The sequence below is a fragment of the Campylobacter sp. MIT 97-5078 genome (assembly GCF_006864455.1).
Taxonomy (GTDB): domain Bacteria; phylum Campylobacterota; class Campylobacteria; order Campylobacterales; family Campylobacteraceae; genus Campylobacter_D.
Map to the genome: position 1 here is coordinate 212,587 of NZ_QHLK01000001.1, position 22,051 is coordinate 234,637.

At 34.6% G+C, this 22,051-nt stretch carries 14 protein-coding genes and 1 pseudogene; 5 read left to right on the forward strand and 10 right to left on the reverse strand.

Annotated elements, in window-relative coordinates:
- Positions 1-19: 19 nt before the first annotated feature.
- From DMB91_RS01075 to ileS, 10 genes are all read right to left on the reverse strand, one after another.
- Positions 20-1,666: a cation acetate symporter gene (locus DMB91_RS01075; protein ID WP_034902745.1), complete on the reverse strand. Its 1,647-nt coding sequence runs from the start codon at positions 1,664-1,666 to the stop codon at positions 20-22.
- Positions 1,663-2,022 (reverse strand): DUF485 domain-containing protein, encoded by a 360-nt coding sequence (locus DMB91_RS01080; RefSeq protein WP_034903644.1) that lies wholly within the window; start codon positions 2,020-2,022, stop codon positions 1,663-1,665. The genes DMB91_RS01075 and DMB91_RS01080 overlap by 4 nt, the downstream gene beginning before the upstream one ends.
- A 289-nt stretch (positions 2,023-2,311) precedes the next feature.
- Positions 2,312-4,510, reverse strand: coding sequence for an endonuclease MutS2 (locus DMB91_RS01085; protein WP_034902748.1), 2,199 nt, complete (start codon positions 4,508-4,510; stop codon positions 2,312-2,314).
- Positions 4,511-4,523: 13 nt separating this feature from the next.
- The gene (gene murC / locus DMB91_RS01090) at positions 4,524-5,810 is read right to left on the reverse strand and encodes a UDP-N-acetylmuramate--L-alanine ligase (RefSeq protein WP_034902750.1); all 1,287 of its coding nucleotides are present in this window, start codon (positions 5,808-5,810) and stop codon (positions 4,524-4,526) included.
- A 116-nt stretch (positions 5,811-5,926) separates the two neighbouring features.
- Positions 5,927-7,759, reverse strand: a complete 1,833-nt coding sequence (locus tag DMB91_RS01095) for a motility associated factor glycosyltransferase family protein (protein WP_231549652.1) — start codon at positions 7,757-7,759, stop codon at positions 5,927-5,929.
- Positions 7,760-7,770: 11 nt separating this feature from the next.
- Positions 7,771-8,559, reverse strand: a complete 789-nt coding sequence (locus DMB91_RS01100) for a carbon-nitrogen hydrolase family protein (protein WP_034902753.1) — start codon at positions 8,557-8,559, stop codon at positions 7,771-7,773.
- Entirely contained in the window at positions 8,552-8,725 is a 174-nt protein-coding gene (gene xseB, locus DMB91_RS01105) for an exodeoxyribonuclease VII small subunit (RefSeq protein WP_034902756.1), read from the reverse strand. The genes DMB91_RS01100 and xseB overlap by 8 nt, the downstream gene beginning before the upstream one ends.
- Entirely contained in the window at positions 8,722-10,176 is a 1,455-nt protein-coding gene (guaB, locus tag DMB91_RS01110) for an IMP dehydrogenase (RefSeq protein WP_034902759.1), read from the reverse strand. Before guaB ends, xseB begins: the two co-directional genes overlap by 4 nt.
- Complete coding sequence (gatA, locus tag DMB91_RS01115) at positions 10,173-11,534, reverse strand: Asp-tRNA(Asn)/Glu-tRNA(Gln) amidotransferase subunit GatA (RefSeq protein WP_034902761.1); 1,362 nt, start codon at positions 11,532-11,534, stop codon at positions 10,173-10,175. Before gatA ends, guaB begins: the two co-directional genes overlap by 4 nt.
- Before the next feature lie 93 nt (positions 11,535-11,627).
- Positions 11,628-14,396: an isoleucine--tRNA ligase gene (gene ileS / locus DMB91_RS01120; protein WP_034902764.1), complete on the reverse strand. Its 2,769-nt coding sequence runs from the start codon at positions 14,394-14,396 to the stop codon at positions 11,628-11,630.
- A gap of 100 nt (positions 14,397-14,496) precedes the next feature.
- On the opposite strand from ileS, the gene DMB91_RS01125 reads away from it, so the two are divergent.
- From DMB91_RS01125 to DMB91_RS09260, 5 genes and pseudogenes are all read left to right on the forward strand, one after another.
- Positions 14,497-15,585: a CinA family protein gene (locus DMB91_RS01125; protein ID WP_034902767.1), complete on the forward strand. Its 1,089-nt coding sequence runs from the start codon at positions 14,497-14,499 to the stop codon at positions 15,583-15,585.
- A gap of 17 nt (positions 15,586-15,602) precedes the next feature.
- Entirely contained in the window at positions 15,603-16,025 is a 423-nt protein-coding gene (locus tag DMB91_RS01130; protein WP_034902770.1) for a GNAT family N-acetyltransferase, read from the forward strand.
- Positions 16,026-16,520: 495 nt separating this feature from the next.
- On the forward strand, positions 16,521-19,475 hold the full coding sequence (locus DMB91_RS01135; RefSeq protein WP_034902773.1) for a DEAD/DEAH box helicase family protein: 2,955 nt from the start codon (positions 16,521-16,523) through the stop codon (positions 19,473-19,475).
- A 43-nt stretch (positions 19,476-19,518) separates the two neighbouring features.
- Complete coding sequence (locus DMB91_RS09025; protein ID WP_260604858.1) at positions 19,519-21,702, forward strand: site-specific DNA-methyltransferase; 2,184 nt, start codon at positions 19,519-19,521, stop codon at positions 21,700-21,702.
- 18 nt (positions 21,703-21,720) lie between these two features.
- A pseudogene (locus DMB91_RS09260) lies at positions 21,721-21,991 on the forward strand (IS1595 family transposase); the annotation flags it as partial.
- Positions 21,992-22,051 lie beyond the last annotated feature (60 nt).

The window sequence follows — 22,051 nt, forward strand, 5'->3', positions numbered from 1 at the left end:
TCTTTTAAGTAAGCCTAAATTAATGTGCTATGGCTTCACTGACACCTATTCCACTACACGCTTTGAAATCCTGTGCTGTAAAACCTTTTTTATCCTCACTTGCCCTTTTTGAATTATCAAATTTAGAAATGAGATAAATCAAAATAAAACTCAGTGGCATAGAAAACAAAGCAGGGTGATCATAAGGAAAAATAGGCTCTGCAAAGCCAAAGCTTTTTACCCATATACTCGGGGACAAAATTACTAAACTTAAAACCACGATAAGCCCTATAAACCCGCCCAAAAAAGCACCTTTAGTAGTAAGATTTTTCCAATAAATACAAAGCAAAAGTATAGGAAAATTCACACTTGCTGCGATAGCAAAAGCAAGTCCTACGGTAAAAGCTACATTTTGATTTTCAAAAATAATACCAAGTAAAATAGCAAATACGCCAATAAACAAGGTCGCAAATTTCGTTACCCTCATCTCACTTTCATGGCTTACTGCACCTTTCTTGATAACATTAACATATAAATCATGGCTTATTGCTCCAGCTCCTGATATAGCAAGCCCAGCTACCACAGCTAAAATAGTAGCAAAGGCAACAGCAGAGATAAAGCCTAAAAAAATATCTCCGCCTAAAACTTCAGCTAGAGTAACAGCAACCATATTACTAGCACCTTTAAAACTACCATCAGCATTGGTAAAGTCAGGATTGCCAAGCAAAAGCCCAATAGCTCCAAAACCTATGATGAAAGTAAGTATGTAAAAATACCCTATAAAACCAGTAGCATAAAAGACTGATTTTCTAGCTTCTTTAGCATCTTTTACCGTGAAAAATCGCATTAAAATATGAGGTAATCCAGCTGTGCCAAACATCAAAGCAAGTCCTAAAGAAAGTGCCGATACCGTATCAGGCAAAAAAGTGCCTGGTTTTATTATAGCCTCTCCTTTTGGATGATGGGAGATGGCTAAGTCAAAATAATACTTTAAATCAAATTTGGTTAAATAAAGTATCATAATAGCCATAAAAGAAGCACCTAACAAGAGTAAGCACGCTTTGATAATTTGAACCCAAGTCGTAGCGTGCATACCACCAAACATCACATAAGCTATCATCAAAATACCCACAAAAACCACAGCCAAAGTATAAGGCAACCCAAAGAGCAGTTGTATGAGTTGTCCTGCTCCTACCATTTGGGCAATTAAGTAAAAAATAATAACGCTAAGTGCTGAAATAGCCGATATAATGCGTATAGGCTTAGCCTCTAAACGATACGCAGTAATATCTGCAAAGGTGAATTTGCCCAAATTTCTAAATTTTTCAGCAATCAAGAACAAAATAATAGGCCAACCTACCAAAAAGCCTATGGAATAAATAAGTCCATCAAAGCCATTTGTAAAAACCAGGGCAGAAATACCTAAAAAACTCGCCGCACTCATATAATCGCCGGCTATAGCCATACCATTTTGCATACCTGTAATATTACCCCCTGCGGTGTAAAACCCACTTTTAGATTTCGATTTTTTATTAGAATAATAAGTAATAACTAAAGTCGCAAAAACAAAGAGCAAAAACATACTTACAGCTATATAATTAATAGGTTTGACTGAAACCGCACCTAAATCAAAACCCGCTGCAAAGGTGTAAGCCATACTTAAAAATAATGCTAAAACTATTTTCATACATACTCCTTAAAATTAAGCTCTCCATTTTGTAAAGCTTCCAAAAGTCCTTGCTTTCTTATATTTTCAAGCAAATCATTTTGCTCTTTATCAAGGAAATAATTTGCGATATAAGTATATATACCTGTTGTTACTAAACAAAGCACGATTAAAAACACACCGAAAATAATACCAAGACTAACAGAGGTTGGTCCTAATTTATAGCCTAAGATATCAGGAAAAAGTCCTATACTTAAAACAAAAACATAATAAAGGATAAAAATAACTAGACTTAAGATCAAAGCAAATCTACCCTTAAAACTTAAAAATTTATTAAATTTTTTTAGAAGCTCTTTTTGCTCTGTATTGATTTGCATTTTTTGCATTAACACTCCTTTATATTTGAAATATTTCTACTATAACAAAAAAATCTCAAGTTTTTTTCAAAAAGTCAAATTTTATATCTTTTAAATTCAGATAGTTGTTTAAAAATGTAACAAATATTTTACGATATGTGTATAATTTAAATTTTTTTAAACTAATATTAAATTTATATTTTGTATATTTGTAATAAATAGTAACATAATAACATAAGAGATATATAAATTTATACTTTGCACATTTATGATAAAAATAAAGCTTAAATAAAACTTATCTTAAGCTAAGTTAAAATCTCACTACCTTTGCTCCAAAACCACCTTGATTTAAGGGTGCGTCGCTAAATTCTTTAACGCTTTTATGTGTTTTTAAAAATTCTCTAACCGCAAAAGCAAGCTTTCCTGTGCCTATGCCATGATATATCAATACCTCATCAAAACCTACTATTAAAGCATCTGAAAGATATTTGTCAAGTTTTTCTAGAGCTTCTTCACTTCTTAAGCCATGTAAATCCAAGCTTGGACTTAAATTTTGCACTCTATCAACGCTAATATTTGCTTTTTGAGTAGTTTTTGGCAATTCTGCACTTTTTTTAAGCAAAGCTAAAGGCACTCTTAAACTTAAGCCTTCGCATTCTATCAAGGCTTCATCTTTTTTTAAGACTTTAATTTTTCCTTTGATTTTTTCGTATTTTACATAATCATTTATTTTAAAGTCTAAGGCTTCTTTTTTTTGGGGCAGGGTGATATTTTTTTTAAGCTCATTGGCTTTATTTATACTTCTTTGTCTATCTTTAAGATCTTTAAATTCCAAAGTATTTTTAGCCTGTTTTATGGCTTCATAATACTGCCTTTCAAGCGTGCTAATTTTTTGTTTAAACATTTCTTCTTGCCGCTCTTTTTGCTCTTTTAAAGAATGTAAAATTACATCTACTTTTTGCTCTTTGCTTTCAAGGGTTTTTAACTGCATTTTAAGCTCAAGTTCAAGCTTGATATTTTTGTTAATTAACTCCTCAAGATCGCCTTTATCCTCGCCATAAACATGCCTTGCTTTTGAAACTATGTTTTCACTTATGCCGTAGCGAAGGGCTGTTTCAAAGGCGTAAGATTTACCAATAGTGCCTTTTAAAAACTCATATTTTGGACGCGAAGTTTGTTCATCATATAAAGCTGCAAGAAGTTCAACAGCTTCATTTTTTGCTAGCAGCATAGCAAGACGTTTATGGTGCGTAGTGATGATGATTTTTTGATTTTGATTCATAAGCTTTTCAATTAAAACGCTATACAAGCTAGCCGATTCTTCAAAATCCGTTCCAAGCTCTATTTCATCAACGCCCAAAAGCAAATCTTTTTGTCCTAAAAGCTTTGAAAAAGCAAGCATTCTACCCGCAAAGGTTGAAATATCGTTTTTGACATTTTGCGGATCTTCAAGTATGGCTTGTATATGCTTAAAAGAGCCTATTTTGCTTGAGCTTGCATTAATTTTCATAGGCAGTAAATACTTAGCTAAAAAAGCAGCAGCTAACAAGCTCTTTAAAAGCATAGATTTTCCCCCAGCATTGACCCCTGTGATGATTAAGACTTGTTTGCTAAAGTCTAAACTTACACTTTTTGGATTTTTAAGGGCTGGATGGGCAAAGTCTTTAAGCACGATTTCATTACCCCCATTTGCTAAGATAAATTCATAATCCTTTGCCTTAGCAAAAAGCACCCTTGCACTATAATGATCAAAAAGATCAAAAGCTGAATTAATAAATTTTAAAAAGGCTAAATTCTTATGCAAAAGCAAGGAAAAATTTTTAGCATATTCATAATAAATCATTTCTTGTTCATTTTCAATCCTTGCTATATCATTTTGTAAATTCTCAATGCCTAAAGGCAGGATATAAAAGCCTCCACTACTGCTTCGAGCCACAATCTTTGCTTTTATAATGTGCGTAAAACCTCCTCTTACAAGCAAGACTTCAGTTTGGCTGATAAGATGAATTTGTGTATCAATGAGATAAGGGCTTAAAGACTTTGAGTAGATGAGCTTTTTAAACTCATTTTGTATACTTTCTTTTTTAAGCTTTAAAGCATTTTCAAGGTTAATCAGCCTTTCATCAAGATTAGTTTTTAGCTCACCTTTTTGCGTAAAGCTTTCAAGTAAGCTTTCAAGTGTGTTTGGGATAATAATCTTATCAAGCCAAGAACCTAAATTTGACTGCAATTCAAGCTTTTTAAGATATACAAAATACGAGATGATCTTTACAAATTCAAAAATTTCTTCTAAATGTAGCACCCCTTGCTTGCTTAAGTGAGTTAAAGCTATATCAAGGTTTTTAAGGCTTGGGGCTGGTTTAAACTCAAGCTCACAAAGCTCATTAATGCGTTTAAAATGAAGATGAGAATCCCCTTGCAAAACAAAGCTTTTTTTGCGCGCAAAAAGCTTTTCAAAAGATTCTAAATACTCATTTAAATCAAGTTGAACTACGAGCTTTTCTAACACAAATCATCCTTAATCAAAGCCTCAATTTTTGGCTAATATCCCCTGCACCAAAGCCTATGATAAGCCCCTTATCAAATACCCTGCCACTATCATCAACTAAAGAATTTCCTATACGTTTAATATCATTGATAAAAAGTGCCTTATCAAAAACAGCTTGCAAATTTAGCTCTATCTTGCTTTCTCCAGCTGCATATACAGGCAAGATTAAAAGCTCATCAATATCTTCAAAAGCTTCTTTAAAACCTTGTAAATTTAAAGCTAGACGCGTATAACGATGAGGCTGAAAAATGGCTGTGATTTTTGAGTATTTTGCAAGCTTGGCGTATTCAAAAGCTGCTTTTAAAGTGGCTTTTATCTCAGTTGGATGGTGTCCGTAATCATCAATAATCGCACATTTTTCATTGGCTAAAAGTATATCAAAACGTTTTTTTATGCCTTGATAGTTTTTTAACTTCGCTCTAATTTGTTCAAGCTCTTTAAAAGGTTGTGCAGCTAGTATAGCTAAACTTACATCAAGAGCTAAATGCTTGCCCATGCCCTGCACCTTAAACTCGCCAAAGTTCTTAAACTCAAAACTTACATAGGGTTTAAAGTCTTGTAAAGTCATCGTGATATTTTTTATATCCTTACTTGGATAAAGCCTTGTTGCCTCGCATTTAAGTGTGCTTAAGAACTCATCTTCGGCATTAATCACTCTTAATTTTGCACTCATTAAAAAGTCTTTATAGGCTAAATGAAGCTTAGAAATATCATCATTATAATGCTCTAAATGTTCAGCTTCAACATTAGTTACTAAGGCTAAATAAGGATTTGAGTTTAAAAAAGAACTATCTGACTCATCAGCTTCAAAGATGATATTTTCGCTTTCTTTATAGATCATATTTGAGCCAAATTCCTTTAAAATCGCTCCTATAATAACCGAGCTTTCATCTAAAAGTGAGGCTAATATACTTGAAGTAGTGCTTTTTCCATGTGCCCCAGCTACAGCAAAAACCTTTTTATCCTGCAAGATAAGAGGCAGGGCTTCTTTACGCGAAAGGCATTTTATGCCTCTAGTTCTAGCTTCTTTAAGCTCTGGATTTTCTTCTTTAATGGCAGCTGAGTAAATAACTAAGTCCTTGCCTAAAACATTGTCTTTATGATGAGGAATGCTTATCATAACACCTTCATTTTCAAGTTCAGTAGTAATCTTTGAACTTTGCAAATCACTCCCGCTAACACTAAAGCCTTTTTCTTTTAAAAAACGAGCAAGAGCAGAAATACCAATGCCACCAATACCGATAAAATGAATTTTTTGCATAACAAACCTTCAATTTGAAAAGCTAATTCTACACTTTTTTTGCTTAATTTTAGGGCAAAAAAATAAAAACTTTACTATGTTATACACAAAGAATTGATTATAAATTTTTAATATAATTATCTTTCAAACAAAACTTCCTCGATAGCTTTTTTTCTTTCATCTAAGGCTTGTATAAAAAGCTCAAGCCATTCTTTATAAGCACAAATAAAATGAAACAAATATGATTTTTCATCTTGGATTTTTAAATTTAAAACCTTGCTTATAAGCCTTCCTCTTTGAAAAAATACAGCCCTAAGCATACCATCTTGACAAAAATCACTAGTATCTAAGCTAAAATTAAGTTTTTCTATACTTGCTTTTACGCTTTGCAAGAACTCAAGAGGCAAGTCTTTGTTTGAGTTTAAAATATTTTCTAAAGCCTGATATAAACTCGTGCTATCATTTAAGAAAAGTTCGCAAGTTTTTTGATCCTTTTGTAATTTTTCTCTAAATTTAAGCAAAAGCTTTTTACTTTTGTTTTCTGGCAAGCTTTTAGGAATTTCAAATTTTGGTTTTTCTTTACTCAAAAAACGCTCGCAGCACTCTTTAAAACTAAGCTCCTCAGTAAAAGCTATCCTTGCTCCACCTTCTGTGGCATTGTAAAATTGAACTTTAGAAATATTACAAGAAAAAAGAAACTCAAGTTTGATCTTATAATCATACCAAGTATAATGAGTTTGCACCTCGCCCTTGCCACCATAAGCTAAAACTTTTAGTTTGCTAAATTTTTCTTCGGCTTCAAAGCTTTGTCCGTAAGCAAAACCTTTAGCATGTGAATTTCCAGCCTCATCAAAAGCTAAATCTTGTCCTAACATAATAATGATTTTAAAACCAAGTTCTAAAGCAAGCACATAAGAAAAATGAGAAACCTGTGTGCCAACATCTAAATATCCAAATTCACTCAAACCAAAACGCTCATATATAGGAGTGGTTTTTAAGATCACGCATTTGTTTTCAAGTTTTGCAAGCATCTTAGGATGAGTAGAAGCAGAAATGGCATTGATTGTTTTTGAAGGTAAGGCACATTGAAAAAATTTCAAAGCATAATCGCTATAATCTAAATTTGTAACATAGTCTGGTTTGATTTTGTATTCTAAAAGCATACTTAAAGCTCCATCTGCACAAAAAATCACAGCTTTTTCTTGCATTTGAGCTAAAAGCTCAAGTTGCTTATTTAAACTCGGTCCAGCTGAAACGACAATGGCTATGTTAAATTTACCCTTTCTTTGACTAAGTAGTTTTTGAAAAGGAACGCTTTGAAGCATTGTGGGTGTATTGCTAAGAAAATTCTGATAATTCAACAAAGGAAGTTCTGAGTTAAGATTAAGATTGCGAATGATAATTTGAATGTGCTCTAAGATAAATTCATTTATCTTTTTAAACTCTTGCTCATAAAAACGACTATAATAGGCATTGTTGATAAAAAGTTCGTATAAAAGTAGGTATTCAAACATATCTTTTTGATCAAATAAAATCAAAAGTTGCGTTGTTATCTTTTCTTCTAAGCTATCGATGAGATAGACCTTTCCACTTGCTAGTTCCAAGCTTAAATCAACGCTTGATAAAGCCAAAGCAAAAAGCTCAAGCTCATTTTCAAAAACAAAGATATGTTTATAATGCCCTGCGAGTTTTTTCACAAGAAAGGCATTAGCTATACCATAAAGACAGATAAAAGGATAACTGGGACTTAAAGCAAGTATATGCGTATAAAAATGCTCTAGTTCTTTTTCTAAATTTTCATACATAAAAGTTTGATTGCTTTTATCATAGATATTAAAGTCTTCACTTAAACTAAAACGAGTAAAACTTTTGCTTTTTAAAAAATCTAAAAGCTTGCGAGCAAGTGGTTCATTTGTGCCTGAAATAAGTGCTGTAATATTTTTATTTAAAATTTCGGCATTTAAATTCAAATTTAACCTTTTTAAACCTTATGCTTTTTAGCTAATCTATCAAAGCTCCAAATTTTACGTGCCTCATCAGCCTTTACAGGTTCTATGATAAGCATTTCTTCATCAGCCTTAAGTCTGTCTTCAAGTTCGCCAAAAGCATTTATATATAAACTATCACCATAAAAAAGCCAATCTTCATCATTTTTAAGTTGCCCTATGCGATTTACTCTTAAAATAGCTGTTGAGTTTAAAAAAGCCCTTGTTTTAAGCAGTTCAAGCCATCTTTGCTGACTTTTAAAAGTGCAAGCACTTGGCATAATGACAAGATCGATTTTTTTAGCTCTAATTAAAGCCCAAAAAGCATCAAAATGAGCCTCAAAACCAAAAAGTAAGGCACATTTTATACCCTCATAATCAAAATGAAAAAGTTTTAATCTCGTGCTTTTGTTACTAAAGAATTTCTCTTCATTCCAGTGCGTATAAGGCATAAGAATTTGCTGCTCATAGCTTGAAATTTCACCATTTGGAGCTACTTTTAAGCACACTTTTTTATAAGCCCTGCTTTGCACCTCGATAAAAGGAGCGATGATGCTAAGTTCATATTTTTGAGCTAAATACACGAGGCTTTCTTTTTTTACCTGGCTTTGCTCTTTGATCATATTTTTAGGCATGGTTAAAAGTTCAGTAAAAAAGCTGTTTAGCACATATTCACCAAGCACGACAAGATTTGCCCCGCTTTGTTTTGAAGCTTTTAGATAATAATCAAGTCTCATTTCACTCAAAGGCAAAGTTGCTAGCTGTAAGGCAGCTATTTTACTCATCAATTTCCTTTATTTCAAGCTTAGCTTTTTCTAAAAGCTCTCTTGCGTTTTTGATAAATTCTAAGCCTTGTTTGTAAATTTTTACACTCTCATCAAGACTTAATTCATCTTTATTGAGCTCTTCTAGGGCTTTGTTTGCTTCGTTTAAATTCTCTTCAAAATTCATTGATTGACCTTGTAATTTGGAGCTTCTTGAGTGATGATGACATCATGCACATGGCTTTCTTTAAGTCCAGCTGAAGTGATTTCTACAAATTCAGCCTTTTCTTGAAAATCAAGTATATCCTTTGCTCCAACATAACCCATAGCCGATCTTAAACCACCTACAAGCTGATGAAGCACGCTTTTGATATTACCTATATAAGGCACACGTCCTTCTATGCCTTCTGGCACGAGCTTTTCGCTGGCTGTGCCTTCTTGAAAATAACGATCTGAACTTCCCTTTTGCATAGCCGCTAAGCTTCCCATACCTCTGTAAGTCTTATACTGTCTGCCTTGAAAGGTAAAAAGCTCGCCCGGACTTTCATCAGTGCCAGCTAAAAGCGAGCCTATCATCACAGAGCTTGCTCCTGCTGCAAGAGCCTTTGCTATATCGCCTGAATACTTAATGCCCCCATCAGCTATCACCGGAATATCAAATTTACTCGCCTCTAAAGCACATTCTTCTATGGCTGAAATTTGAGGCACGCCCACACCTGAAACTATACGCGTGGTGCAAATACTGCCCGGTCCTATGCCAACTTTAACCCCATCAACCCCAGCCTCACAAAGAGCCTTTGTAGCCTTTGCTGTAGCGACATTGCCAGCAATAAGTTCAAGTTTAGGAAAAGTCTTTTTTATAGCCTTTGCTGTATCAATAATGCCCTTTGAATGCCCATGTGCACTATCAAGCACGATGATATCAACACCGGCTTCAACAAGAGCTTCTACCCTATCAAGCTGTCCTACCCCAACAGCAGCACCAACTAAGAGCCTACCAAATTTATCTTTGTTTGAATTTGGGTATTCTTTGCGTTTTTTTAGGTCTTTGATAGTGATTAAGCCTTCAAGTCGTCCTTCTTCATCGACGATTGGGAGTTTTTCGACTTTATTGGTGCTAAAAATTTTCTCTGCATCATCAAGGGTGCAGCCTTTTAAAGCGGTGATTAAAGGAGTTTTTGTCATAACACTTTCAACTCGATTATCAAACTTACCTTCAAAACGCAAATCACGATTTGTTAAAATACCTATAAGCACTTTATTTTCATCAACGACTGGAACGCCTGAAATTCTATACTCTGCCATAAGATCAAGAGCGTCTTTTACGCTTGCTTTTGGGCTGATGAAAATAGGATCGATGATAACTCCGCTTTCACTTTTTTTCACTCGTTTAACTTCTCTTGCTTGACTTGCTGTATCCATATTTTTGTGAATTATACCTACTCCACCAAGCCTTGCCATAGTAATAGCAGCTCTGTGTTCTGTAACTGTGTCCATAGCTGCTGAAATGATAGGGATATTGAGTTTTAAATTTTTACTTAAACGAGTTTCTACCCTTACTTCTTTGGGTAAAATTTCAGAATACTGAGGAACTAAAAGCACATCTTCAAAAGTTAAAGCGCGTTTGATGATCTTCATTTGTTCTCCTTTACTAAATTTTCAAGGCTAAGGGCTGAATTTAAAAGCTTTAATTCATCATTGCTGATAAGCTGGGCTGAGATATTAAGCCCGTCTTTATCCTTAGCTATAGGCACAGAAATTCCAGCCAAACCAGCTAAATTTACAGAAATAGTAAAAATATCTTCTAAATACACTTGCATAGGGCTTTTTTTACTATTAAACTCAAAAGCTACACTAGGAGTAACAGGCATAAAGATAAGATCAGCTCTTTTTAAAAGCTCATCGTATTTATGTTTGATCAAAGCCCTTGCTTTTTGAGCCTTGATATAATACGCATCATAATACCCACTGCTAAGCACAAAACACCCAAGCATTATGCGTCTTTTTACCTCATCGCCAAAGCCCTCGCTTCTGCTTTTAAGATATAAATCCTTAAGATTGTTTAAATTTTCAGCCCTTCTTCCATAACGCACCCCATCATAACGACTTAAATTCGCACTTGCTTCAGCTGTAGCGATGATATAATACGTTGCTATATCAAATTTAGAATCTTGCAAGGAGTGAAACTCAAGCTCAAAACCTTCACTTTTAAGCTTATCAAGGCTTGCTAATAAAGCAGTTTTTACCTCTGGAGTGCATTCATCTATATAATTTTGTATCACAGCAATTTTTGCTTTTGCCTTAGGATTTAAATTTGGCATAGTTGATTCAAAAGGCTTATCAAGGCTAGTGCTATCTTTTTCATCGTGCCCTGCTATAGCATCATATAAAATGGCAGCATCCTCAACGCTTCTAGTTAAAACGCCGATTTGATCAAGGCTTGATGAATATGCACTAAGCCCATATCTACTTACCCTGCCATAACTTGGCTTAAAGCCCACACACCCACAAAAAGCAGCTGGCTGACGCACAGAGCCGCCTGTATCAGAACCTAAACTTGCTAGAGCTAAATTTGCTGCAACTGCAGCTGCACTGCCTCCACTTGAGCCGCCCGGAACGCGTGAGGGATTTAGGGGATTTAGGGTTTTGCCATAAAAGGAAGTTGCTGTGGTGCTTCCCATAGCAAATTCGTCCATATTTGCCCTACCATATGGTGCAAAGCCATTTTTCTTTAAATTTACTATGACTGTAGCATCATAAGGAGCAACATAACCTTGCAAAATCTTGCTTGCACAAGTAAGCTCCCAGTCTTTTACGCTGATATTATCCTTTATCGCTATAGGCACGCCCTCACCACTTTGGCTTAAGTCTTTGCCTAAAAACTGCTCGACATAAGCACCTATTTTTGCTTCTTTTTTCGCTCTTTCATTAAGCTCTTTTCTTAGCTCATCAAGCTCATTTTTTGAAAGCTTTAACGCCTCTTTTAAACTCAGCATTTTTTATCCTTTTTCTTAATTAAAACAAAAAAAAGCCCAGCTAGGGCAAAAACAATAATTATCGTTGTGATGACAAGGCTTGATGGCACCGGATTATTCAGCATTCATCGCCTTTAAGACCTTAGCACATCTTGAACAAGGTTCGTTTTCGCTTTTAGCGTGAAATTTCCAACATCTTGGGCATTTGTGCTTGCTTGTTTTAATGATCTTAAATTGATGATCTCCTACACTAAATTCAGCCAAAGCCTCACTTAAATCAAAGCTTCGCACCTCGCTGACCATAAAAAAGTCCTCAATCTCACTTATATCATAGCTTAAAAGCTCATTGGCGGTAGTTTGAAGGCTAAGCTCTAAAGTTGATTTGATGATCTTCTCTTTTTTAAGACTGTCAATGTGTTCTAAAAATTTCGCTCTAGCGCTAAGTAAAAGTTCATCGCTTATCTTAAAATCATACTCTAAGCCCCCATTAAAACAAAGATCAAACACATCTTTTGCACTGCCTTTTATAAGCACATTTGCATGCTCTAAAGCCTCATCAACACTATAAGTTAAAGTAGGAGCTAGTAGGATTAAAAGTTCTTTTGCTATCAAAACCATAGCACTTTGAGCACTTTGCCTTTTAGCCGAGTTTTTTGCATCACAATACAATCTATCTTTGCAAATATCAAGATAAATTCCACTTAAATCAGCGATGAGAAAATTCATCAAAAGCCCATAAGCTTTAGCAAATTCATAAGTATCAAACAAAGCTTTTGTGTTTGCAAAAACCTTGCTTGCTTTGCTTAATATCCACTTGTCAATGAGACTAAAATTTTGTGTTTCTAAGAATTCAAGATCATTAGTGTTGGCTAGTAAAAAACGCAAGGTATTGCGGATTTTGCGGTATTGTTCGGCAACTTGTTTGAGTATATTTTCTGAAATTTTCAAATCACTTGAATAATCACTTAAGAAAATCCATAGCCTTAAAATCTCTACCCCATAAGTCTTTGCAACCATTTTTGGATCGATGACATTGCCCTTAGACTTACTCATCTTTTGACCCTTCTCATCTATAGTAAAACCATGCGTTAAAACGCTTTTATAGGGGGCTTTTTCATTGATGATTGAAGAGATTAAAAGCGAACTTTGAAACCAACCTCTGTGCTGATCGCTACCTTCTAAATACATACTTGCTGAAAATCCTCCCGCATCATAAAGCCCACTTTTAAGCACAGCTTCAAAGGTCGAACCACTATCAAACCATACATCAAGTATATCCTCAACCTTTTCTAAGTCTTTAGCCTCATAGCTTGAGTTTGGCGGTAAAAGTTCAGCTATACTCAAATTCCACCACGCATCAGCTCCTTTTTGCTCGAAAATCTTTGCTATATGTTCATATAAAGTAAAATCTAAAAGCACTTCTTTTGTTTTTTTGTCTCTAAAAAAGGCTATTGGTGTTCCCCAAGCTCTTTGCCTTGAGATACACCAATCAGGGCGATTTTGCACCATAGAACCTATGCGTTTAATCCCACTTTGTGGATAAAATCTTATTTTTTCAAGCTCTTTTAAGGCAAGCTCTCTTAGGCTTTTTTGATTGAGTTTTTTTTCATCCATCACAATAAACCATTGTTTTGTTGCCCTATAAATCACAGGTTTATGTGTCCTCCAGCAAAATGGATAAGAGTGTATAAATTTAGAGCAAGATAAGACGCTTGAGTCGAGTAATTTGATAATCTTTTCATTTGCCTTAAAGATATGAAGTCCGATAAACTCATCAAGTTTATCCTCAGGTAAAAGCTTTTTAGTTCTTAAAGTTTCATCATAAAGTCCTGCGTCATCAACAGGCATAAGCACTTCAAGTTTGTATTTTAAACCCACATGATAATCATCTTCGCCGTGTCCTGGAGCAGTATGCACAAGTCCGGTTCCTCCGTCCATTAAAACATGATCGCCTAGTATGAGTAAGGATTTTCTTGAATTTAAAGGATTGATAGCTTCAAGATATTCAAGCTCGCTAGCTTTAAAGTTTTTTTGCACCTGTGCCTTAGTAAAGCCCTTTTCTACCATACTTTTAAGCAAGGGTTTTGCAAAGATTAGGTTTTCACTTGTAAGCACATATTCTTCATCTGGATTTAAAGCTATAGCTACGTTTGCCACCAAAGTCCAAGGCGTAGTTGTCCAAATCACAGCCTTTGCTTCTTTTACTCCAAGCTTTTCACAAGCTTTTTCATCTAGACTAAAGGCTACAAAAAGCGAATAATCCTCTTTATCCTCATACTCTACCTCAGCTTCAGCCAAAGCTGATTGAGCTGCCCAGCTCCAAAATACAGGCTTGCTTCTTTCAAGCAAAAGTCCTTTTTCAAACACCTTGCAAAGTGCGCGATAAATATTTGCTTCAAAAGCAAAATCCATAGTCAAATAAGGCTTATTCCAGTCTGCAATAACTCCAAGCTCTTTAAAACCTTCTTTTTGCAAAGCAATAAATTTACTTGCATGCTCACGGCATAGTGTGCGAATTTCTTGAGTATTTGCACTTTGTTTTTTTTCTTTTAAACTCAACTCAACTTGCTGTTCTATAGGCAAACCATGACAATCCCAGCCCGGTGTAAAACGCACCCTTTCGCCGTTAAAATAATGTGTTTTTATGATGGTTTCCTTAAGGATTTTATTTAAGGCATGTCCTATGTGAATGTAGCCATTTGCATAAGGAGGACCATCATGAAGCGTAAAACTTTTACTTGCTTTTTCTCGTTTTTGCTTCATTTTTTCATACGCATAATTGTTTTCAAACCATCTTTTAAAAGCCTTTGACTCGTTTTCTGGGAGGTTTGCACGCATAGCAAAACTCGTATTTGGCAAAAGCAAAGTATCTTTATAATCCATAATTTTCCTTAAAAAACTTAAATATAAGCTACAATTTTACTTAAAAATGCTTTAAATTTGACTTTAAATTAGCTATAATTTCAAAAAAATAAGGAAAAAAATGAGACATTTGCTTTTAATTATAGGCGAAGATTTACACTTGCATAAAAATTTTATCGCTTATATTTGTGAAGAATATGAAAAAAAATTCAAAGAACTCAATGAGCTTAAAATTCTTACCAAAGCAAGCAAAGATTTGCCTTTTTTGCTTGAGGGCTGGATCAAAGAATTTAACTATATCACTATCTTTTCAAATCAAGTAAATTATGTTATCGTCGCAAAGATTTTAGCCACTTTAAATGAAGACTTACTCGTTTTAAAAGATGATATTTTAGTGCCTTCAAAAACTTTAAGCTTTGATCAAAATAGCTTTATCAGCACTTTTGAAAGATCAAAAGTAAATTGCATTAAAACAGAACTACACCAAAAACTTCCTGCCATACTTCACGAGCTTGAAGATGAATTTGACTTTTTTATGCTTAAAGATATAGACGAACAGAGTGCAAGGCTCTTGCTTGAAACCTTAACAAAGTCCTATGACACAAGCATACAAACTACAAGCATTTTAGAAAATCTCATACTCATCAAAGCAAGCAACATAGAACACGCCAAACTTGAAAGCTTTTTTATGGCATGCAAAAACCTTTTTGGTGCAAAAATGATGCTTGGCAACAATCCCCTTAAATACCTCGCACAAACACTAAAAGAAAAAAATCTTAAAATTTCTTTTGCAGAATCTTGCACAGCTGGGCTTTGTGCCGCAAATTTAGCTCAAATTGACGGAGTTTCTGCTCTTTTTGAAGGTTCTTTGATCACTTACTCAAACCGCTTAAAACACGAATGGCTCGGTATTAGCGAAGGTGTTCTTGAAAATGGAGGTGAGTATAGTGAGCGTTGTGTGTATTTTATGCTTAAAGGCACTTTTAAAACAAGTCAATGTGATTTTGCCCTGGCTATCAGCGGGGTAGCTGGCGAGGCTAATGAGCCAACTTGCAAAAGTGGCAGGGTGTTTATAGGGGCGATGTATAAAGATGGCACTTTTTTACAAGAAATACTTGATTTTAAGGGCAATAGAAATTTCATCAGAGAGCAAGCGTGTTTGGCTGCATTTTGCTTGATGATGCGACTTAAACCTGAATTTTTTGTTTAAATTTAAGGAAGAATATAATGCAAGAACTTAGACGAAAAAATGACTTAGAAAAAGCCTTTAAACTGATAAAGCAACTTCGCCCAAGCCTTACTTTAGCTGAATTTTTAGATAAAGCTGAACTTGCTTTTAAAACTGAATATTATAAACTTTTTGCATTTCAGGGTGAAAATGATGAATTTATAGCACTTTGTGGGGTTATGCCTTTTAATGTGCTTTATCATGAAGCTTGTCTTTATATTTGTGATTTTGTGGTTGATGAGAACTTAAGAGGCAAGGGCGTGGGAGCAAGATGCCTTAAAGAGCTTGAAAGTTGGGCAAAAGCTCAAGGCTATAAAGAGCTAGAGCTGAGCTCAAGTTTTTTTAGAAAAGAAGCACATAGCTTTTATGAAGAAAAAATGGCTTTTGAAAAAACAGGCTTTGTGTTTAAGAAAGGTTTATAAAATTAACCTTAAAAAGATTTTTAAAAAAGAATAAAGCTTGTATTTAAAGTATTTTCTACAAAGAAAATAATGCTGTATTTTATATTATCAAATGCAAGTTCTAAATTCAGCCTGCAAAACATTGGCTCAATCAAACTTAAAGTTAAAATAAGGAGCTTTAAGCTATGATTAGCACGATAAAAAATGAGTAGAAGTTGTTTCAAGAATTTCAGAAACTAAATTTAGGGAAATTTTAAAGTATTTTTGCCTTGATTGGGCGATGAAATTATATTAAAATATGTAGATAATATTAAATATAAAGTATATAAAGTAAAACTGCGGCAAAAATTAGTAAGATGCAATCAAAGCTTGTTAGGAATTAGAATAGAACAATAAAACGCAAAAAGCATTTTAATAATAGACTGAAAGATTGTTATTGGGGTTTGAAAATTAAAAGTTTTCAAAGAAGAAAGCAAAAAAGTGAGATTGCTTCATTTAGGCTAAAAAAGGGTAGAGATGATTTTTGAGAGACAAGTTTATCAGCAAGAATGTATAGGCAATGTTATTTCTGTATTACAAGGCTTTGACTTTGACACACATAATGCAGAAAATCTTAAAGCTTGTTTAGATAGATTCTACAGCACACATACTATGCCCTTAAAGAATTTAAGCAATAAACTCAATCTTGATATTCTTATGGAGACAGGCACGGGCAAGACTTTTACCTATCTAAACCTCATCTTTGAATTACACCGCAATTTCAATCAAAACAAATTTATTATTTTTGTCCCACGAAAAGCGATTTTAGAATCTGTTAAACAAAACATCAAACTCACTAAAGATTATTTCTACACCCAATACAATAAACACCTCAAAGCCTATGTTTATAGCGATACAAAGAGCCAATCCAACATCATCAATCATTACATTAAAAATACTAATGAACTCTCTGTGTTAATCCTTACCAATAGCTCCATTGACAAAAAGGATAATATTTTAAATAGAAGCAATGAAGGGCTTTTTAATGTAGAGAGTATCTTTACAAATATTGCTAATCTAAAGCCAATTAGCATTATCGATGAACCCCATTTGCTAAAAGGCGAGGCATTTAATAAATATTTTTCACAGATTGATTCTTTGTATTTTCGCTTTGGGGCGACCTTCCCTAAAGAAAAGGAATACGCACTAAGCAATATTGTTTATTGCCTTGATTCCATAAATGCCTTTAATCATTATCTTGTAAAACAAATACGCACACACACTATCATTCAAGACAATACTAGCCCCTATCTCATCAAAGCCGATAATAAGGCAAATGCAACTTTTTCTTATTTTGTCAATGGAATCGAAAAACAAAAAAGAATAACCCTAAACCAAGACTTGGGAGAGCTAGACCCTAAATTTCGGGGGAGTTGCCTTATAAAAATCACCAAAGACAAAGTCTATTTAGACAATGGAGAGATAATCCAAACCAAAAAAAGCTATGTTTTGCAAGAAAGTGAGATTAGTTTATTGTTACAAAAAGCCATTGACTTGCATTTCAAAAAAGAAATAGCCCTATTCCAAAAGGGCATTAAAGCTTTAAGCTTGTTTTTTATCCCTAGCATTGAGGACTTTAGGGGCGAAGAGCCTTTTATCAAAAAGGAATTTGAGAGAATCTATAAGCAAAAGCGAGAGGAGGTTTTAAGGCAGAATCTCCCCCAAGAGTATAGGGAATATTTAGACCAAGACTTTGACAAAGACAATGTTTTACGCGTGCATCAGGGCTATTTTAGTGGCGATAGCCTAAAGCTAACCAAGAAAAAAGAAAGCAACAAAGAAAACATCGAAGCAAACGATATAAAAATGATTTTAGAGGAAAAAGAAAAGATTCTTTCTTTTCAAACCCCTTTGCGGTTTATCTTTAGCGTATGGGCGTTGCAAGAGGGTTGGGATAATCCAAATATCTTTACGCTCACCAAATTAGCAAATTCTAGCAGCGAGACAAGCAGGCATCAGCAAGTAGGCAGGGGCTTGAGGCTCTGTGTCAATAGCGAGGGCAAACGCATTACCCATTCTTTTGTGGATTATAACGACAATGAATTTTTTGCTATCAATTATCTTGATATGATTGTAAGCAGCAAGGAAAGAGGCTTTCTTGAGGGCTTACAAAAAGAAATCGAAGATTCTAGCTTTTCTCTAGGTAGCAGTATTTTAAATCGAGAATCTTTGCAGCACTTCAACCTCAACGAACGACAGATTAATAAGTTTTTAGACAAGCTAGAAGATTTGGCTTGTTTAGAGTTTGATGAGGATAGGAATGTCTATGCAATCATCTCTCCAATCTATGATGCGATGCAAACAGAGAGCATAAAAGAGCTTTTAGGAGGGCATTATAAAGAGGTATTAGAGGCATTTAAGCCCAAAGAAAATAAGCACGAATATGCAACAAATGGCGATAATGAAACGACCGATGAAATAAACATCAGGCAAAACCTTGCCAAAGAATTTAAAGAACTATGGCAGAGCATCAACGCCAAAGCACAAATTATCTATCAAAACATCAACCAAGCTAATTTAATAGAATCTATCGTAAAATCTTTTAATGCCGAAACTATCCCAAAAGAAAATATCCTCTATGAGAAAAAGGTCTATGATAGCAAAAACAATAGAATCATTCCAGAAAAGCTAGAAAGCATAGCGACAAAAGATTATTTGCCCACTTTGCATAAAAACTTGCCACAATTACTCATCGAGTTTGCCAAAAACCAAAAACGAAGCAACGAGGAATTGCCCTTGAAATTCTTGCTAGAGATATATAACCACCCGCAACTTAACAAACAAAGCTTTATCAATTCGCCCAAAACAGCCTTTGAAGCTTTGCAAGATTGTATCAAAGAGGAACTACACAAAAACTTGATCCAATCTGTAAGCTATGATTTCTCACAAAATATCTTTAGCAACGAGAGATTCCAAATCCTCTATTTAGCAGATGGCACGCCAAAGCAAAGCATAAAAAAGCACATACTAGGCAGATATATCGCCAAAAGCAATGGGCGAGATTGTATCCCAAGCGATAAATATCTCTATGATAAAGCCGTATGTGATTCTAAAATCGAAGAAGAAATAAGCCTAGAAAATAACCTCTCTATCCTCAATCACCAAATAGAAATCTTTGCCAAGCTCCCTAAGCTTAGTATCCCCACACCCTATAAAAACTATGAACCCGATTTTGCCTATTTACTCAAAAACGACAAAGGGCAGAAAATCTTTTTTGTCTGTGAAAGCAAGGGCTATGATAAAGCAAGTGAGATTCCAGAGCAAGAGAGAAAAAAGATTGATTATGCCAGAGTGTTTTTTGAAAAACTAAACGAAAGTATGCAAGATAAAAATATCAAAGTGCTTTTTAATACCCGCATTAATAAGCAAAACTTGCTAGAAGTCTTGCAAGAGGTTATTCAACAAGAGATGATTCAACAAAAAGCGACATAAAAAGTCTTATAAAAATGATAAACAGATTCTTAAAGGAGTGCAAATGATAGACAAAGACAAGGCAAAAGAGCTAGGCATAAAGCTTATAGATTCTAAAAAAGAGCAAAATCCCCTCTATGAAAACCTCAAAACAAACTTCCCCCAAACCATTAATGCCGACGGTGTGGTAAGCCTTAAAGCCATTGCAATGCTTTTGGGCTTAAGTGAGAGGGCAGATATGCAAGGCTATGAGCTAACCTTTAGCGGCAAGGGTTTGGCTAATGCCCTTTATTCTACTCCAACTACAAAAGAGCTAAAGCTAGAGGAGGTCTTTTACCCAAAATATCTTTACAAAGGTGATTGTCAAACTGAAGGCGACAAGCCCGAAGAATCTCAAGCCCTCCCTTGTCATTCTGAAGGAGTGCGTAGCACGACTGAAGAATCTCATCAAGACAAAAGAGATACTTCGGCTTTTTCAAAGCCTCAGTATGACAAAAGCATAAATTGTCATTCTGAAGGAGTGCGTAGCACGACTGAAGAATCTCATAAACTAGATTCTAACAACGCAGAAGCACTTTATCGCCCCAATGCAACGCATACACGAAACGCTATTATTAGAGGAGATAATCTTGATGTGCTAAAGCTCCTAAAATCCGCATATAGTGAAAAAATCAAAATGATTTATATCGACCCGCCCTATAATACTAAAAACGACAATTTCATCTATCCCGATGATTTTAGAAAAGACTATCAAGCAATTTTGCGCGAAGTGGGCTTGTTGCTTGAAGATGAAAACGGAGAATGGGTAGAATCTGAAACTTTAAGATTTTTTCGCAATATCACAGGGAGCAAATCCCATAGCGGTTGGCTTGCCTTTATGCTTCCACGCCTCAAGCTTGCAAGGGATTTGCTTAGAGAGGATGGAGTGATTTTTATCTCTATTGATGATAACGAACAAGCAAATTTAAAAATTCTCTGTGATGAGATTTTTGGAGAGGAGAATTTTGTGAGTTGTTTTGTGTGGCAAAAGAAATCAGGTGGAGGATCAGCAACATTATTTTATGAAGGACACGAATATATTTTAATTTATGCAAAAGATAAGAGTTTAATGCAAGGATTATTTAAGGTAAAAAATAAATCAAATATTGAAACAGATTTTTTAAGAAAAATTCATGGTAAATATACGAATAATGCTAAGCTTAAAGCAATGTATGAAAAATATCCAAATAAGTTGATTCAACATAGAAATTTAATGTTTGAAGAAATGGATATATTTTTACAAGAGAAAATGATTACACAAGCAAAATACAATGAAATTAAACAAAATTTAGCAAATGGGACATATTTTCTAAAGGCATATAATGATAATTTCAATCTTATTTGTCGTTATAATGTTGAAAATAAATCTTTAATGTATTCTATAATTACAGGAGTTTGGACTTCAGATGGTAATACAGAAATTGAAAATATATTTGGATATGATGATATTTTTAATGACCCAAAACCTACATTCCTTCTTAAACAACTTATACAAAGTATTACAATGAAATATTCAAACAACACAGCACAAGAGGGCAATTATGTGGCGGGGGGGGGGGGTTACAGCTTAGTAGCCGAATCACCAGATCCAGAACTTATCCTAGACTTTTTTGCAGGGAGTGGGACAATCGCACAAGCGGTAATGGAACTAAACGCAGAGGATGGAGGTAATCGGCAGTTTATTTTAGTGCAGCTTGATGAGCCTATAAAAGAGGATAAAAGTAAAACAGCCTATGACTTTTGTAAAAATGAGCTAGGGAGTGCAAACCCCACCATTAGCGATATTACGATTGAAAGAGTAAAGAGGGCAGCAGCAAAGATTGCTAAAGAGCATAGAGACTTTCAAGGCGATTTAGGCTTTAGCGTGTATAGCCTGTGTGAGAAACCAAGCCTAGTATGTGATAAATCGGGGCATTTGGAGCTATTTAGTGGGCGAGAGGGAGTAACGCCTAGCGATATTGCAAGGAATTTAAGCCTACAATGTGGCAAGAGGCTTGATAGAGAGTTAGAGTGCATAATAGAATCAAAGCTTTATAAATGCGATGATGCCTATTGCGTGGTGGAGTGCGATAAAGAAGTCTTAGAGATTCTAAGGAATACTAAGAATGAATATATTTTGATTGATGGTTATGCCTCTTTGGAGCTAGAGGAGTTTCTAAATCTTAAAAATAGTGCCAATATCAACGAACGCCTAAGGATAGTGTATTAATTATTAAAGTTATTTTAGGGCAAAGTTGATTATGATACAAAAGCTCATTTTAGGGTTAAGCACAGCCAAAACGAATTTGCAAAGGGCAGAAATTACATCAATCAAAAGAGAATTTTTTGGAAACACGAAAGCATAAATTAGGCAAATTTTGGACTCAAAGAAGAATAATTTTTAACTTTCATTTTAATACTTTGCACCTTAAAGAGTGTGAATGAAGACAAAAATCAAAGAGGAAAATTTGTATCAAATTTTGTTAAAATTGATACAAAATCCTCTTAAGTTTAATTGAGCCAAAAATTATTTGAAATGGTATCGCTAAAATTAATCTCAAAACGATCACAAATAAAAA